The 16,053-nt window shown below is 60.3% G+C and carries 10 protein-coding genes; 3 read left to right on the top strand and 7 right to left on the bottom strand.

The window, feature by feature from the left end; translation table 11 throughout:
* Positions 1 to 68 precede the first annotated feature (68 nt).
* From pstB to OZ428_RS32775, 5 genes are all read right to left on the bottom strand, one after another.
* Positions 69 to 902 carry a phosphate ABC transporter ATP-binding protein PstB gene (pstB, locus tag OZ428_RS32755; protein ID WP_025856391.1) on the bottom strand — a complete coding sequence of 278 codons (834 nt, stop codon included), beginning with the start codon at positions 900 to 902 and terminating at the stop codon, positions 69 to 71.
* Positions 903 to 974: 72 nt separating this feature from the next.
* Positions 975 to 2,645 (bottom strand): phosphate ABC transporter permease PstA, encoded by a 1,671-nt coding sequence (gene pstA / locus OZ428_RS32760; RefSeq protein WP_071490822.1) that lies wholly within the window; start codon positions 2,643 to 2,645, stop codon positions 975 to 977.
* Positions 2,646 to 2,660: 15 nt separating this feature from the next.
* Positions 2,661 to 4,694, bottom strand: a complete 2,034-nt coding sequence (locus OZ428_RS32765) for an ABC transporter permease subunit (RefSeq protein WP_269134246.1) — start codon at positions 4,692 to 4,694, stop codon at positions 2,661 to 2,663.
* A gap of 384 nt (positions 4,695 to 5,078) precedes the next feature.
* On the bottom strand, positions 5,079 to 6,065 hold the full coding sequence (locus OZ428_RS32770) for a phosphate ABC transporter substrate-binding protein PstS (RefSeq protein ID WP_016978637.1): 987 nt from the start codon (positions 6,063 to 6,065) through the stop codon (positions 5,079 to 5,081).
* Positions 6,066 to 6,243: 178 nt separating this feature from the next.
* The gene (locus tag OZ428_RS32775) at positions 6,244 to 7,533 is read right to left on the bottom strand and encodes an MFS transporter (RefSeq protein ID WP_269132333.1); all 1,290 of its coding nucleotides are present in this window, start codon (positions 7,531 to 7,533) and stop codon (positions 6,244 to 6,246) included.
* Between the two features lie 432 nt (positions 7,534 to 7,965).
* Between OZ428_RS32775 and OZ428_RS32780 the strand changes: the two genes are divergently transcribed.
* The 3 genes from OZ428_RS32780 to OZ428_RS32790 all read left to right on the top strand — a co-directional run bounded on the left by OZ428_RS32780 (position 7,966) and on the right by OZ428_RS32790 (position 15,097).
* A complete protein-coding gene (locus OZ428_RS32780; protein WP_003176975.1) occupies positions 7,966 to 8,370 on the top strand; it encodes an acyl-CoA thioesterase in 405 nt (134 codons plus the stop codon).
* 58 nt (positions 8,371 to 8,428) lie between these two features.
* Positions 8,429 to 9,328 carry a D-hexose-6-phosphate mutarotase gene (locus OZ428_RS32785; protein ID WP_269132334.1) on the top strand — a complete coding sequence of 300 codons (900 nt, stop codon included), beginning with the start codon at positions 8,429 to 8,431 and terminating at the stop codon, positions 9,326 to 9,328.
* Positions 9,329 to 9,472: 144 nt separating this feature from the next.
* Positions 9,473 to 15,097 carry a hypothetical protein gene (locus OZ428_RS32790; protein WP_269132335.1) on the top strand — a complete coding sequence of 1,875 codons (5,625 nt, stop codon included), beginning with the start codon at positions 9,473 to 9,475 and terminating at the stop codon, positions 15,095 to 15,097.
* On the opposite strand, the gene OZ428_RS32795 is transcribed toward OZ428_RS32790, so the two are convergent.
* Both OZ428_RS32795 and OZ428_RS32800 read right to left on the bottom strand, forming a co-directional pair.
* A complete protein-coding gene (locus OZ428_RS32795) occupies positions 15,094 to 15,630 on the bottom strand; it encodes a DUF3299 domain-containing protein (protein WP_269132336.1) in 537 nt (178 codons plus the stop codon). The two genes, OZ428_RS32790 and OZ428_RS32795, sit on opposite strands and share 4 nt — an antisense overlap.
* Before the next feature lie 77 nt (positions 15,631 to 15,707).
* Positions 15,708 to 15,953 (bottom strand): GlsB/YeaQ/YmgE family stress response membrane protein, encoded by a 246-nt coding sequence (locus OZ428_RS32800; protein ID WP_016978642.1) that lies wholly within the window; start codon positions 15,951 to 15,953, stop codon positions 15,708 to 15,710.
* Between the last annotated feature and the right edge of the window lie 100 nt (positions 15,954 to 16,053).

Here is a 16,053-nt window from a genome sequence, read left to right on the forward strand (position 1 = left end):
TGGCGTCCTTGGAGCGTCCGGTAAGGTGCGGAGAACCGCAGCGTCAGTGCGAGGAAAATCCCGGCATCCTAGCCGTAGCGACCGGTGATGTAGTCTTCGGTCTGCTTCTTCGCCGGATTGGTGAACAGGGTATCGGTATCGCCGAACTCCACCAGTTTGCCCATGTACATGAACGCGGTGTAGTCGGAAACCCGCGCCGCCTGTTGCATGTTGTGGGTCACGATGACGATGGTGAACTTGGATTTCAGCTCGTAGATCAGCTCTTCGACTTTCAGCGTGGAGATCGGGTCAAGTGCCGAGCAAGGTTCGTCGAGCAGCAGCACTTCCGGCTCAACCGCGATGGTGCGGGCAATGACCAGACGCTGTTGCTGACCGCCGGACAGGCCGAGGGCCGAGTCGTGCAGACGGTCTTTGACTTCGTCCCACAGTGCCGCGCCTTTCAAGGCCCACTCGACGGCTTCGTCGAGGATGCGCTTCTTGTTGATGCCCTGGATGCGCAGGCCGTAGACCACGTTTTCGTAGATGGTCTTGGGGAACGGGTTGGGCTTCTGGAACACCATGCCCACGCGGCGACGCAGCTCGGCCACGTCTTCGCCCTTGCGGTAGATGTTGGTGCCGTAGAGGTTGATGGCACCGTCTACGCGGCAGCCGTCCACCAGGTCGTTCATGCGGTTGAACGTGCGCAGCAGCGTGGACTTGCCGCAGCCCGACGGGCCGATGAAGGCGGTCACGCGCTGCTTGGGGATGTTCATGCTGACGTCGAACAGCGCCTGCTTTTCACCGTAGTACAGGCTCAGGCCCGGCACTTCGATGGCCACGGTTTCCTGGGCCAGGCTCAGGCTCTGCTTGTCGCGACCCAGGGCAGACATGTTGATGCCGTGGGTGTGGGTGTCTTGTTGCATGGGATGCTCCCTGTGCTACCAATTCGTTGTGTTGAACCGCAGGCATCGGGCCTGCGGCAAGCAATATTCAGATCAGCTATCCAACGCTTTGTATTTTTCGCGCAGGTGGTTGCGGATCCACACCGCCGACAAGTTGAGCGTGGCGATCACCAGCACCAGCAGCAACGCCGTGGCGTACACCAGAGGCCGTGCGGCTTCGACGTTAGGGCTCTGGAAGCCGACGTCATAGATATGGAAGCCCAGGTGCATGATCTTCTGGTCCAGGTGCAGGTACGGGTAGTTGCCATCCAGCGGCAGCGACGGCGCCAGTTTCACCACACCGACCAGCATCAGCGGCGCCACTTCGCCCGCGGCGCGGGCCACGGCGAGGATCATGCCGGTCATCATCGCCGGGCTGGCCATCGGCAGCACGATCTTCCACAGCGTTTCCGCCTTGGTCGCGCCCAGTGCCAGGGAGCCTTCGCGTACGGTGCGAGGAATCCGCGCCAGGCCCTCTTCGGTGGCCACGATCACCACCGGCACCGCCAGCAGCGCCAGGGTCAGCGAGGCCCACAACAGGCCCGGCGTGCCGAAGGTCGGCGCCGGCAGGGCTTCGGCGAAGAACAGGCGGTCAACCGAACCACCCAATACATACACGAAGAAGCCCAGGCCGAACACGCCGTAGACGATGGCCGGTACCCCGGCCAGGTTGTTCACGGCGATACGGATGACGCGGGTCAGGGTGTTCTGCTTGGCGTATTCACGCAGGTACACCGCCGCCAGCACGCCGAACGGGGTCACGATCATCGCCATGATCAGGGTCATCATCACGGTGCCGAAGATGGCCGGGAAAATCCCGCCTTCGGTGTTGGCTTCCCGTGGATCATCGCTGAGGAATTCCCAGACCTTGCTGAAGTAGAAGCCGATCTTGGTGATCGTGCCCATGGCGTTCGGCTGATAGGCGTGCACCACTTTGCCGATGCCGATTTCCACTTCCTTGCCGTTGCCGTCGCGGGCGGTCAGCGCGTCGCGGTTGAACTGGGCGTGCAGGTCGGCCAGGCGGGCTTCGATGTCCTGGTAGCGGGCATTCAGTTCTGCGCGGTCAGCATCCATGTCGGCCTGGGCGGCAGCGTCGAGCTTACCTTCCAGCTCCAGTTTGCGGCCGTGCAGGCGGATACGTTCGAGACCGGCGTTGATCGCGCCGATGTCGGATTTCTCCAGGGTCTTGAGCTGGGCGGCCAGCTTGTTGACGCGATCCACACGGGCTTGCAGCTCCGGCCATGCGGCCTCGCCTTCGGCGATGACCTTGCCGTCTTGCTTGACGTTGACCAAGGTGCCGTAGAAGTTGCCCCACTCACGGCGCTCAATGGTCATCAGGTTCGCCGGCGTGGTCTGGTCCTTGAGCCACTCGCCGACGATCCAGGTGAAGTCGTTGCCGTTCAGGTCACGGTTGCCGACCTTGATCAGCTCGCGGGTCATGAACTCCGGGCCTTGGTCCGGCACCGGCAGGCCCGCGCTTTTCAGGCGCTCGCGGGGGACTTCTTCCTTCTGCACCACTTCGCCGATGACGATGTGGTTTTCCTGGCCCGGCACGTTGTAGTTGGCCTGGATCAGGTCGGCCGGCCAGAAGTGGCCCAGGCCACGCACGGCGATCACCGCCAGCAAACCAATGGTCATGATGACCGCGATGGACACCGCGCCACCGCTGATCCAGACGCCGGGGGCGCCGCTCTTGAACCATCCATTCAGGGAGTTCTGTTTCACAGACTTCTACCTTTCTTAAAGCGACGAGTATTTCTTGCGCAGACGCTGACGGATCAGCTCCGCGAGGGTGTTCATGATGAAGGTGAACAGCAGCAGTACCAGTGCCGAGAGGAACAGCACGCGGCAGTGACTGCCGCCCACTTCCGACTCGGGCATTTCCACCGCCACGTTGGCCGCCAAGGTGCGCAAGCCCTCGAACAGGTTCATCTCCATCACCGGGGTGTTACCGGTGGCCATCAACACGATCATGGTCTCGCCGACAGCACGGCCCATGCCGATCATCAGCGCCGAGAAGATACCCGGGCTGGCGGTCAGGATGACCACACGTGTCATGGTCTGCCACGGTGTGGCGCCCAAGGCCAGCGAGCCCAGGGTCAGGCCGCGCGGCACGCTGAACACGGCGTCTTCGGCGATGGAGTAGATGTTCGGGATCACCGCGAAGCCCATGGCCAAACCCACTACCAGAGCGTTGCGCTGGTCGTAGGTGATGCCCAGGTCGTGGGAGATCCACATGCGCATGTCACCGCCGAAGAACCAGGTTTCCAGGTACGGGCTCATGTACAGCGAGAGCCAGCCCACGAACAGGATCACCGGGATCAGGATCGCGCTTTCCCAGCCATCGGGAACGCGCAGACGCAGGGATTCAGGCAAACGGCTGAAGATGAAACCAGCGACCAGGATGCCAATCGGCAACAGCATCAACAGGCTGAAGATGCCCGGTAGATGCCCTTCCACATACGGCGCCAGGAACAGGCCGGCGAAGAAGCCGAGGATCACCGTCGGCATGGCTTCCATCAGTTCGATCACCGGCTTGACCTTGCGACGCAGGCTCGGGGCCATGAAGTACGCAGTGTAGATCGCGGCGGCAACGGCCAGAGGTGCAGCCAGCAGCATGGCGTAGAACGCAGCCTTCAGGGTGCCGAAGGTCAGCGGGGCCAGGCTCATCTTGGGTTCGAAATCGGTGTTGGCGGCGGTCGATTGCCAGACGTATTTAGGCTCGTCGTAGTTCTCGTACCAAACCTTGCTCCACAGTGCGCTCCACGACACTTCCGGGTGCGGATTGTCGAGCATCAGCGGTTGCAGCTTGCCGCCGGCTTCCACGATCACGCGGTTGGCCCGTGGCGACATGCCGTACACGCCTTGGCCATCGACTACAGGGTCGACCAACAGGGTGCGGTGCGCGGTGCTGTGGAACACGCCGAACTTGCCGGAAGCATCGAGGGCGGTGAAGCCTTTGCGACGTTCTTCGGCAGAAATTTCTACGATAGGCGTGGTTCCCATCTGGAAGGTGCGGATCTGCTTGAAGCGCTGCTCGCCATCCGGGTCGCGGGCCATGAACCACTGGGCCAGGCCGCCTTTGGAGTTACCGACGATCAGCGAAATACCGCCCACCAGTTGCGTGCTGGCGGTGATTTCGGCCGTGCCGTCTTCGAGCAATTTGTAGCGCCCGTTGAGGCTCTTGTCGCGCAGGCTGAACACATCGGCCAGGGCGCGGCCGTTGATCACGTACAACCATTGCTGGCGTGGGTCGATGAAGATCGCCTTCACCGGCTCGGTCATCTGCGGCAGTTCGATGCGCTTCTGCTCGCTGGTGACTTCGCCGGTCATCATGTTTTCTTCGCGGCTCAGGGACAGCACGTTCAAATGCGAACCGGCGGAACCTGCAACCACCAAGGTGGAATCGGTGGCGTTAAGGGCGACATGCTCCAGCGGGCGACCGGCGTCATCCAGCACGATCGGCGTTTCACCGTAGGGGTATTCGATCGCAGGCGTAATGGTTTTCTTGCCGTCCGGGTAGGACACCTTATAGGTGTGGCGGAACACCATGGACTGGCCATTGGACAGACCAAGGATCACCAGCGGGCTACCGGGCTGGTCTTCACCGATAGAAGCAACGCTGGTGCCGGCAGGCAGTGGCAGGTCGACACGCTTGAGTTCAGCGCCGGTTTCCACATTAAAGAACAGTGCCTGGCCCTTGTCGGAGACCCGCATGGCGACTTGGTTCTGTTCTTCGAGGGAGATCATCAGCGGCTTGCCCGCGTCCTGGATCCAGGCCGGAGTCAGGGCGTCTTCCTTGGTCAATGAGGCACCTTGGAACAGTGGCGCGACGACATAGGCAAGAAAGAAGAAAATCAGGGTGATGGCGCCGAGGACGGCGAGGCCGCCGACCAGCACATACCAACGGGTCAGGCGATCCTTGAGCGCGCGAATGCGGCGCTTGCGTTGCAGCTCAGGCGTATTGAAGTCAATGCGCTTGGGGGGAGAAGTCGTCGTCATGGTGGAATTGGCCAGATCATTCATGCGCACACCCTAGCGATCCTGTATGACAGAAAGATGACAGTGCAGTGACGCAACAAATCCGCCGCGAAGCAAGGCTGGCAGCGGACTAGAAAATTCGGATGCGGGGCCGGTACTCCGGCCCCGCAGAGGCAATCAGTTGCCTTCTTTCAGACCCAGGTCAGCCAGGGCCTTGGCAGCGACTTTGGCTGGCAGTGGGATGTAGCCGTCTTTCACCACAACTTCCTGGCCCTGTTTGGACAGAACCAGCTTCACGAACTCAGCTTCCAGCGGGGCCAGAGGCTTGTTCGGGGCTTTGTTGACGTACACGTAGAGGAAACGCGACAGCGGGTATTTGCCGTTCAGGGCGTTTTCTTCACTGTCTTCGATGAAGTCAGTGCTGCCTTTCTTGGCCAGGGCCACGGTTTTCACGCTGGCGGTCTTGTAGCCGATGCCCGAGTAACCGATGCCATTCAGCGAGGAGCTGATCGACTGCACGACCGACGCCGAGCCCGGTTGTTCGTTCACGTTTGGCTTGTAGTCGCCTTTGCACAGGGCTTCTTCTTTGAAGTAGCCGTAGGTGCCGGATACCGAGTTACGACCGAACAGCTGAACCGGCTTGTTGGCCAGGTCGCCGGTCACACCCAGGTCACCCCAGGTTTTCACGTCGGCTTTGCCACCGCACAGGCGAGTCGAGGAGAAGATCGCGTCGACTTGTTCCATGGTCAGGTGCTGGATCGGGTTGTCCTTGTGCACGAACACGGCCAGGGCATCCACGGCAACCGGGATGGCGGTTGGCTTGTAGCCGTACTTCTGCTCGAAGGCCGCCAGCTCGGTGTCCTTCATCTTGCGGCTCATCGGGCCCAGGTTGGAGGTGCCTTCAGTCAGCGCAGGTGGCGCAGTAGCAGAACCGGCAGCTTGAATCTGGATGTTGACGTTCGGGTATTCCTTTTTGTAACCCTCGGCCCACAGGGTCATCAGGTTAGCCAGGGTATCGGAACCGACGCTGGACAAGTTGCCCGACACACCAGTGGTCTTCACGTACGCCGGGATTGCCGGATCAACACCAGCGGCCACCGCGTTGGCGGTCGCAACGCCAGCAGCGACAAAAGTCATTGCCGCCATCAAACGTTTCAGTTTCATGCCTTGCTCCTAGCAGATAGGGATAGTTGGATCGGGGCCAAGTATCGGGAGGCCGTGTGAACACTCTATGTCCGGAATGTGACAGTTAGATGAAAGGCCACTATTGGCAAGAAGAAGGGGCGCAGCGAGGAGTTGCCATCGCTCCCACGCAGGGCGCGGGAGCGATCATGTCAAGGAATCAGCGCGAACGCTTCCACAGATACCCACCCACCACTATCCCCATCAAGCACAGGGCGGCAACGTAGTAAGCCGGACCCATCGGGCTTTCCTTCATCAGCAGCGACACCGCCAGCGGCGTCAGCCCGCCGAACACGGCGTAGGCCACGTTGTAGGAGAACGACAGGCCACTGAAGCGCACCACAGGCGGAAAAGCCTTGACCATCACGTAGGGAACGACGCCGATGGTGCCCACGAACAGGCCGGTCAGTGCGTACAGCGGGAACAACCAATCCGGGTGGGCCATAAGGCTGTGATACAGCGTCCAGGACGTTGCCAGCAGCAGTGCACAACCGGTGACCAGCACGCGGCCGGCGCCGAAGCGGTCGGCTAATGCACCGGAGGCGATGCAACCCAGGCTCAGGGTGACAATGGCCAGGCTGTTGGCCTGCAACGCGACGGTCGGGCTGAAGTGGTAGACGGTCTGCAGCACGGTCGGGGTCATCAGGATGACCACCACGACGCCAGCCGACAGCAGCCAGGTCAGCAGCATCGACAACACGATGGCGCCACGGTGATCACGCAGGACCGCGCGCAATGGCAGCTCGGCGGCCAGGGTCTTGCGCTGCTGCATTTCGGCAAAGATCGGTGTTTCATGCAGCCAGCGGCGCAGGTACACCGACAGCAGGCCGAACACGCCGCCGAGCAGGAACGGGATGCGCCAGGCGAAATCCGAGACCTGCTCCGGGCTATAAAGCGTATTGATCGCGGTGGCCACCAGCGAACCCAGCAAGATACCGGCAGTCAGGCCGCTGGTCAGGGTGCCGCAGGCGTAGCCGATATGGCGCGGGGGTACGTGTTCGGAGACGAACACCCAGGCGCCGGGCACTTCACCACCAATCGCAGCGCCCTGGATGATGCGCATCAGCAGCAACAGCACCGGTGCCCACAGGCCGATCTGCGCGTAGGTCGGCAGCAGGCCCATGATCAGGGTCGGCACGGCCATCATGAAGATGCTCAGGGTGAACATTTTCTTGCGGCCCAGCAGGTCGCCGAAGTGCGCCATGATGATGCCGCCCAGGGGACGTGCCAGGTAGCCGGCGGCGAAGATGCCGAAGGTCTGCATCATGCGCAGCCATTCGGGCATGTCCACGGGGAAGAAGAGTTTTCCGACCACGGTGGCGAAAAACACGAAAATGATGAAATCATAAAACTCCAGCGCCCCGCCCAAGGCAGACAGCGACAGGGTTTTGTAGTCGTTGCGGGTCAGCGGGCGCGAAGGTTGCGCACTGCTTGCGGGCACGGAGGACATGGCAAGGCTTCTCTTATAGTAGTCGGGACGGCAAGCCCGGGACTTGCGGCAGGCTTGGCAAGATAGCAAATCGCTAGAAAAAGCACAGCGTTGAGCGAATAACAGTTCAAAGACGCTAAATATTCCCCTTTAACTGCGCACAGAAGCACAGTTGCCGGAAAAAGCCGCGATACAGCCGCTAAATGCCGACCAAATGAACGCCCAGAGGTCGTCGTGGCGCCAGGGTCTCGATATACTCGGCCCCTGCAAGCGCCAGAACCGCAGTCTTGAGGGGCTGCTGTGCCAAAACGCCGTTGGGTGCCATCCAGCCGATTTGGCAGAGTTTCCCTTTAGTACGCCTTACGAGAAACGCATCACGCGGTGTATGTTGGTGCTGAAACGTTTTTTCGAAGACGGCTATCCACTAAGCGTTACGGGTCAGAGGCCCTCGGCATGATCGAACTCGAACAAGAAGATCCTATCCCGCAAGGCGATCTCGCCCTGCAAATCACCGCGCTCCCGCGTGAAACCAACGGTTTTGGCGACATCTTTGGCGGCTGGCTGGTCGCACAGATGGACCTGGCCGGCACCGCCATGGCCAGCAAGGTTGCAGGCGGGCGTGTGGCAACCGTGGCCATTGATCGCATGGCGTTCCTGGTACCGGTCGCGGTGGGCGCGCAGCTCTCCTTTTATACCCAGGCCCTGGAGATCGGCCGCAGCTCGATCCAGATGATGGTCGAAGTGTGGAGCGACGACCCGCTGTCCAGCGAATGGCGCAAGGTGACCGAGGCGGTTTTTGTATTCGTCGCCATCGACGGCAGCGGTCGCACGCGCTCGGTTCCTTCGCGCGCACGTTAAACCTCGCCGGGATTTGACGGTCAATTGCCCCATTGCCTGCCACCAAGAGTGCTTTGTTATGCCAACGCCCCACGTTGAAACCGTGAAAATCGACGAGCTGGACTGCTGGCGCATCCGCCACAACGGTGCCGAACTGATGGTGGCCCAGCAGGGCGCGCATATCTTCAGTTATCAGCGCGCCGGCGAGCAGCCGCTGATCTGGCCGAATCCTGAAGCGGTGTTCAAGAAGGGCAAGGGCATTCGTACCGGCGTGCCGGTGTGCTGGCCGTGGTTTGGTGTATTCGACCGCAACCCTCAGAGCGTCAAGGCGATGCGCCAGAGCGAGCAGCCCGCCGGCGCCCATGGTTTCGTGCGTACAGCGCTGTGGACGTTGGCCGCGAGCAAGCTTGAAGGTGAAGCGTTGCGGCTGGATCTGGTGCTACCCGTCCCGGCAGGCGGCTTTCCTGGCTGGCCCCATCAGGTCGACCTCAAACTGAGCCTGTTGCTGGACGACCAGTTGCACATCCACCTCACCAGCCATAACCGTGGCACCGACACCGTAACCCTCAGCCAGGCGCTGCACACCTACTTCGCCGTCAGCGATGTGCGCAACGTGCAGGTCGAAGGGCTGGACGGGCATGCCTATATCGATACCGCAGACAATTGGACCGAGAAGACGCAATCAGGCCTGCTGCACTTCACCGCCGAAACTGATCGCATCTACCTCGACACACCGTCGCAGTTGAACATCGTCGACAAAGACTGGCAGCGCCGTATTCAGCTCACTGCCGAGGGCTCGAAGTCGACGGTGATCTGGAACCCCTGGACCGAACGCGCCAAGGCGTTCGACGACATGGCCGATGATGGCTGGCCAGGCATGCTGTGCATCGAGACGGCGAATGTGCTGGATGATGTGGTGGTGCTGGCACCGGGGCAAAGCCACACGCTGGCGGTCAGTATCACTGCAGCCCCGTTGTAATCCTCCTCGCAGGCACCCCGTTGATGGATGCAGGTCCGGCGCACTGCCCTTTGGTGCGACGGATCGCTGCATCATTTATGTAGAGCCTCAAGTCTAAGCAGCCTCGTTATGGTGCAAAAAACGCATCTAACAAAGGCCCCTTCGATGACTCCTTCTCTTCTGGAAGTAACGCAACAGCCTCCCGCTCACGTCGCCCAACTCATGGTCAAGTGGAACGACGCAGTAACAGAGATCCTCCGCGCCCAACCTTCACTGACCTTTTGCGCCAATCAGCTCGTCCTGGAGGCGCTCGCCAAATCCCTTGATAAGCACCCCACCGAACACCTCTACCTGAAAAATCCTGAGGACTCCCTGATTGATTCGCCCAGCGCGAACGACAGGACGCTGCAGACCCTGGTGCAGGACGCGCTCCATCAATGTCGGATTCCGACGTATTACCACCAGCGCAGTGACTTCTATCTCTATAAAAACGGCGCATTTGTGCGACTGGGTGACGCGGGCCAGATAGCAATCAGAACCCTGATGAATCAGTTGCTGGGGATTGAGTACTACCTCAATGACCTCAACCAGTTTTGGCGTTCCAATCACAGCGCAATCCAACAACCCCGTAGTACCTGTCTCGCTCAAGCCCTCGCGCTTCTGATCCAGTGCGAGGCGTCATTGAGATTCGAAACGGCGTCCCTTGACCCCGCCAGCGTCGCGTTGGTCCGGCAACTGGGCACAGCCGCCCTGTCCGGCACCCTGAACCTCTTTCACCTCAACCTTCAAGACACCACAGGACCCGATGAACTGGCGCTGGTCGGTGCGTTCGCCCTGTGCACCTGGCCACTGGATGAACGCCGAACCTCCAACCCCACGGTGCTCTACCTGCCGAGGCAAGGCCTGATCGGGTTCACCAGCCCCACGGCGCTGAAGACACATATCACCCGGTTGTTTAAAACAGAGCCTGGGCGTGAACAGCTGCTGGTCAGCCTTGCTCATCGCCACCATCCGGCGTTTACAAGCCTGGCGCCACGGGCCAACAAAGATGCGCGGGTCAATCTGGTGCCGGTCACTGGCGTTGAGCATTTTTTCCAGCATCAAGTTGGCCTGTTGCTCAGCAAGCAACGTCAGGATATCGAGTACCACTGGGCCGTTCATCGCGACGCCCCGGAGGGCGTGGTGAAAAAAATCGACCAGGCGGCCAGCCTGTTTGCACTGCTGGATTTCAGCCGATCCATCACGCAGCATGCCCGGCCGCTCTTGATCACCCGCGCACAACAAAGGGGGGCGGCGGTTACGGCCCAGCAGCAGTTGATGCAAACACAGGCCGACCGACTGATTGACTTCCCTGGCCTGCTGGCCCAGTTGAACAGCCTCCAGGCGGGGGCTACGCAGCAACCACTGGCAGATGCGTTCTTTACGCCTCATCGCCAATCACCGCTGTTCAAGGCATGCGCGCGGGCTGTGGAGGTCTTGAACAAACTCAAGGATGACAGCGACTTCGCAGACTGGATGCGCCAACGGTCCAGCCCAGCCGAGATCGATTTGTCGCCCCTGCGGGTATTGGAAAAGCTCGTCAATAACCAGCCAGCGCTGGCGGACTCGCCGCTGACCCGCTTTACCGTTCAGGGCGTGCTGCTGCCCCTGAGCACGGTGCCGATCTATTGGCGCAACGATGTCAACGTCTTGATAGCGGCGCGACGGGACGTCGGTGACGGCATTCGCGCAGACGGCACCGTTCGGCTTGATCTTGCACTCAAGTTCTATGCAGCTCCCATCGCAGCGGATAATTCGCTGCAACAGATGATTGAGCGACTTCAGGAACACGCCGCCTCTCTGTCGCTGGACCTGGGTGCAGGCGAACTGCCTTTTGATCAGCTCATGGATGAACAAGACGATGCCAACCTGCAACGACGGATCAACCAGCAACTCATCACTGGCAACGGTTCGATATTCAAGCAGTTGACGCTGCACTTTCTGACACCCCAACGCGAAGCCCAGGCGCTGAAGACCCCCACAGTCGTGCTCGAGCAGTGGTTCAAGACGCGCCAATGCCTTGAGTTCGCCAACCAATTGGTCAGAGCATTGGACTGGTACACCGCCGAGAGTGAGAACCCACCGGAGAAAGTGCTGCGCAACCTGGTCTGGCGCACGCTTTGGCTGAGTTTTGAACGCCCAAAAGGCAAAGCTCGCACGACCGTCGCCGGAGAAGAAATAGCCACCCCCCTGCACTGGGGCTACAACTACAGCTACATTCATCGACAACTTGAGCAGTCCCTGAGCCACAACTGCCAGCTCACTCCTGGCGGTATCCAATTGGCCAAGCGCCTGCTGCAACAGGCTTCCGCCTCGGAGGTTTGGGTAAGGGACATTCCTGACGACCTGCATTACGCCAGTTCCATCGCCTGGGTGAATTTCAAGGCAGCCGTAGCGCTTGCACACGCCATTACACCCGGCTCAGCTCAACACATGACCTTCCCACAACTGCTCGGGTTACTGGCCACAACAAGCGAGAGCGCCACGCCCGAGCAAACACTGGTGATCGCGCTGGCCCGGCTGGAGCCCACGCTGGAGTGGGCCAAAGCCAACGGCGTACTGCCTAGCGCAAGCAATGAATACACACCTGAACAAGCCCAATTGGCCGTAGAGGCGTTGGAGCAGCACGAGCAGGAGATAACCCAGGCCACGGCAACCATTTCCCAAGCGCCCCCTGGCCGCTGGCGCTTCACCTCAGACGAAGCGTTCGAGCGGGGATTCAGTGATTACCTGAGCGGCGCCAAATCGGCTTACCAAACCTTTATCCGAGCGTTGCTGCCCAACCTGCCACTGCCTGACCGCAGCGCGATCGAAAACGGCGAGGTCACGCTGTACGCCCTGCGCCAGGAACTGACGCACGTGACGGTTGAGCGGGAAACTGCGCAAAACATCGGAGCAGCCAGGGGACGTCACGGCTTTGTCATCCAGGCCCGCGAAAAGCACCGCACCACTTTCTATGAGGTGTTCCCGCGCGCGGCAGTGATCCGTGCGCGTCCAGATATTCAAACGCTAACGGTCAACGGCAAGGTTGTCGTGGAATCCACCGGCGGCTCAAGCCGCCCAGGCAAGGCCGCCTTTCGCCGCGCAACGCCCCTGCCGTTCGACTGGGCCGCGTATCAACAGGGCCAGCGCCCGCGCGAAACCGTGTCCAGCCTGTTGATTGCCGAGCCCATCGGTCAAGTGTTGCCCGCCACTGCGCCAGCCTCTTCGGAGTACCTGCGGGCCGCACAAACATTGACCTCGTCGCGCAGTCGACAACTGGCAGCCATCGTTGCCGATGCGCTGTTTCACACAGACGAATCCCAGCTCAAAGCGGCCGCCGAACGCAACACCTCAGCGCTTGAGGTAGCACACGAAACCATTAACGACTTCAGCTTCTACGCCAAGATGCTGGTGCCTTTCTGGGGCGGGATAGAGGACATCGCCTCAGGCGACCCACAACGCGTGGAAAGCGGCGCGTTGTCGCTCTTCACCGACGTGCTCTCCTTCGCCGCCCCCATCGGTAAATACGTTGGCGGTTCGGCGCGCCTGGTTGCACAAGCCGGGAGGATCAGTTTTCAGGCGGCGCTGCCGAGGTTCGCGACCCTCACCAAAACGTTTTTGCTCGCCTCCCTCAAAGAACTCAACCCGCTGGAAGCCGTACCGTCCTTGCTCAAGATCGGCGGCTTGAGTGCGCTGCGGCTCAGCGTTGCAGCCGCACGCCAGGTGGACGCAGGCCTGGCGTTGTTCAGGAGGACCCTCGTCAAACCATTGTTCATGCCCTCTGGCCGAACGCTACAGCCGGTCGACCCGCAAACCTGGAAACCCCTTGAGACGCAGGACAGTCTGTTTACCGTGGCAGGCATCGACCACGTGCCTATGCGCAGCGTCGGCACCGACCTGTTGCCGGAGTACCGCCTGATTGATCCGCTGACCAACCAAGCGTTCGGGCCCCGGTACATCCCGTTTGGCGAAGAGGGGCTGCAACGTATCCCGGACCTCGACGGCTACATCGCGCACGTTCCGTATGAACAGAGCGCGGAATTCAGCCGCCGGGCCAACGGCGTCTACGATGGCAAGAATCAGCAGAGTTATGTCCGTTCCCGCGGCCAATGGTATGGGGTCGAAACGCGCCACGGCCTCGCAGGCGACACAGAGTTCTATATCGTTCACCCGCACAACAAGACACGTCCTGCGCACCGCATCGTCAACAAGGACGGAGTGTGGACGCCGGTCGGCGAAAGTGGGCATGCCGGGGGGAAAAGGCTGGAGGAGCTTAAAAAAGCCAAAGCTGAACGGGATGCGCACTATCAACAAGCATACGAGACAATGGGCACCGCGACACACCTGCTGGATCAGGCCACCCAATCGACCGAATTCAATACGATAAACCTGCTGTTCGACAAATCGTTCCTACACCAGGAAGCCGTACAGGAACTGGGCCTGGTACACGCAAGGCACACCGAGTTGCGAATCTTCGACCCCAAGGATTTCGCCACTACACCGGACTTTGGCAGATCACGGTTGAGCGATGCCATTGATGTGGCAAACAACCTCAGCCCGCGTTATTCGGCAGTCGTTGATGATCTGGAGGGCTATCTGGAGGCTCAGCAAAAAAGCCTTCAGCGGGTGAAAGAGACTGGCGCATTCCAGGGGCAAGACACACTCATCCTTAAACCGCTCAACGACTTTCTCGACGCTAAACGCAGCGCCGTTAACACTATTATTGAACAGACCAAGGCGTTGAAGTCTTTACTGGACGCCGAACTGGAACGGATGCTGGACACCCTGGAAAAACTCCCAGCGCCGAAAGCCGGACCATCGCCCGTCACCCCGCCTGCGCCTGGCACGTCGAAACTGTCCACCCAACCTACGCCGAAAAATCGTATTCCCATACTGATCGCCGGCGACCAGCCCCGCACCACTAAAACCGTGCTTGCCAAACCCAGGACCGAGAACAGCGACGTTGCCGACATCCTCGACAGCGAGGATCAGCGCATCGCCACCTATATCAAGTCTGGCGAGGACAAGCTCTGGATCAAATCGACCATTCAGGTTAAAGAGCCCAGTGCACCAGCCTCTTCCAGCCAGACGAACCTGACTCAGGAGCTGAACGCCGCCGCCAAGAAAATGCAGGACGTGCTAGAGGAACAGGATGACCTCATCGTGTTTTACAGGAACAAAGCATCGGCCGAACCCGCGGGTGTCGAAGACCGTATCAGGCTGGGCGCAGCCAAGCTCAATCAAGGCGCCGATGACCTTGAGGCAGCCTGCATCGCCGTCATCAATGAGACAGCTCGACAGGGTCTACTGGCGCAAGTACGGCATTTTAGGGAACACGCGACCCGCTTGAACACAATGGCCAAACTGCTGCGTCTGGACCTCGTTATCAAGCAAGCGCCCGATGCCAATGCCCTGGAGTTCTTGCACAGCCAGCCCGGGGTTCTAAGCACCCGCAAAACCCTTGACCGGGTCGCCGGCACCCGACAATCAAAAAAACCTGGTACCGAAAAATGGATCAAGGTTCCGGACTTTCTGGATGAGTTCGAGATCCATGCCAAAGGCAAGTTGTGGGCCTACGCGCACCTGCACTATGAGCAGGCGTCCCATAGCGTCCCCGCCAAATCCCATCTCAAGACGCCGGCACAACGGGCGTTAGGGGCAACCGCCCAAATCGAGGCCGCTCGCCAGGGCCGACGATTGGATATTCATCGCGCAGAGATTTATTGGCCACAAGCCAAGCGGGTGTTTTATCCCGATGCAGGGCGTTAAAGATCCGACTCTTTGACCACCCGTACCTTGCCGGCATCCAACGCATAGGCGGCGTCGGCCAGGTCGTTGTTGACCTTCTCGACCTTAAGGGTGCCGGTCACCCACAGCGGCGTGTAGATATCATCCAGCTTCAACCCCTTGGGGTAACGCACGAGCACCAGTTGGTTGGGCGGCGGCGGCGGCACGTGGATGCACGCGCCTGGGTACGGCACGAGGAAGAACAAGGTGCTGCGACCCTTGGCGTCGGTTTCCAACGGCACCGGGTAACCGCCGATACGGATGTTCTTGCCATTCATGGCTGCGACGGTCTTGGTCGAATACATCACCGCCGGCAACCCCTTGCTCTGCTTCAAGCCACCTTTATCGGTAAAGGTGCCCTGGGCTTCGGGGGAGTTGTGGTCGATCTCGGGCATGGCTTCGAGGGCTTTCTGGTCGGAAAGCGGCATCAGGTCGAGCCAGTCGGTTTCCGGCAGTTCACCGGCGTGCGCCAGGCCAGGGCCCAGCAAAAGGAACATCAACAAAAGACGGCGCATGGAGAAGCTCGGCAAGTACAGGTGCCGAGCATTCTAGCCCCCTGCGCCTGCGCAGCGCAGAGGACTTTGTCGGCAGATTACTTCTTTTTGATCAGGCCGTAGATCACCAGCAGGATGATCGCGCCAACCAGGGCACCGATGAAGCCTGCACCTTGGCCTGCCTGGTAGATACCCAGCGCCTGACCACCGTAGGTCGCGGCCAGGGAGCCGGCGATACCCAGCAGGATGGTCATGATCCAACCCATGCTGTCGTCGCCTGGTTTCAGGAAACGCGCCAGCAGGCCGACGATCAAGCCGATAAAGATGGTTCCGATGATACCCATGGCATTTCCCTCTGATTGAAGTGAGCTATGCCAAAGCCTAGTCAGGCTTTGGCATCCTGCAATCAGAGAGACGACGGTCACCAATGGTTCCCGTCGGACT

Source organism: Pseudomonas sp. GXZC (assembly GCF_026967615.1).
GTDB classification, from domain to species: Bacteria; Pseudomonadota; Gammaproteobacteria; order Pseudomonadales; family Pseudomonadaceae; genus Aquipseudomonas; species Aquipseudomonas azotoformans_A.

Excerpts from the sequence above, each read along its gene's own strand:
- pstB (WP_025856391.1), bottom strand. The coding sequence starts at position 902 with ATGCAACAAGACACCCACACCCACGGCATCAACATGTCTGCCCTGGGT.
- OZ428_RS32770 (WP_016978637.1), bottom strand. The coding sequence starts at position 6,065 with ATGAAACTGAAACGTTTGATGGCGGCAATGACTTTTGTCGCTGCTGGC.
- OZ428_RS32775 (WP_269132333.1), bottom strand. The coding sequence starts at position 7,533 with ATGTCCTCCGTGCCCGCAAGCAGTGCGCAACCTTCGCGCCCGCTGACC.
- OZ428_RS32780 (WP_003176975.1), top strand. The coding sequence starts at position 7,966 with ATGATCGAACTCGAACAAGAAGATCCTATCCCGCAAGGCGATCTCGCC.
- OZ428_RS32785 (WP_269132334.1), top strand. The coding sequence starts at position 8,429 with ATGCCAACGCCCCACGTTGAAACCGTGAAAATCGACGAGCTGGACTGC.
- OZ428_RS32790 (WP_269132335.1), top strand. The coding sequence starts at position 9,473 with ATGACTCCTTCTCTTCTGGAAGTAACGCAACAGCCTCCCGCTCACGTC.
- OZ428_RS32795 (WP_269132336.1), bottom strand. The coding sequence starts at position 15,630 with ATGCGCCGTCTTTTGTTGATGTTCCTTTTGCTGGGCCCTGGCCTGGCG.
- OZ428_RS32800 (WP_016978642.1), bottom strand. The coding sequence starts at position 15,953 with ATGGGTATCATCGGAACCATCTTTATCGGCTTGATCGTCGGCCTGCTG.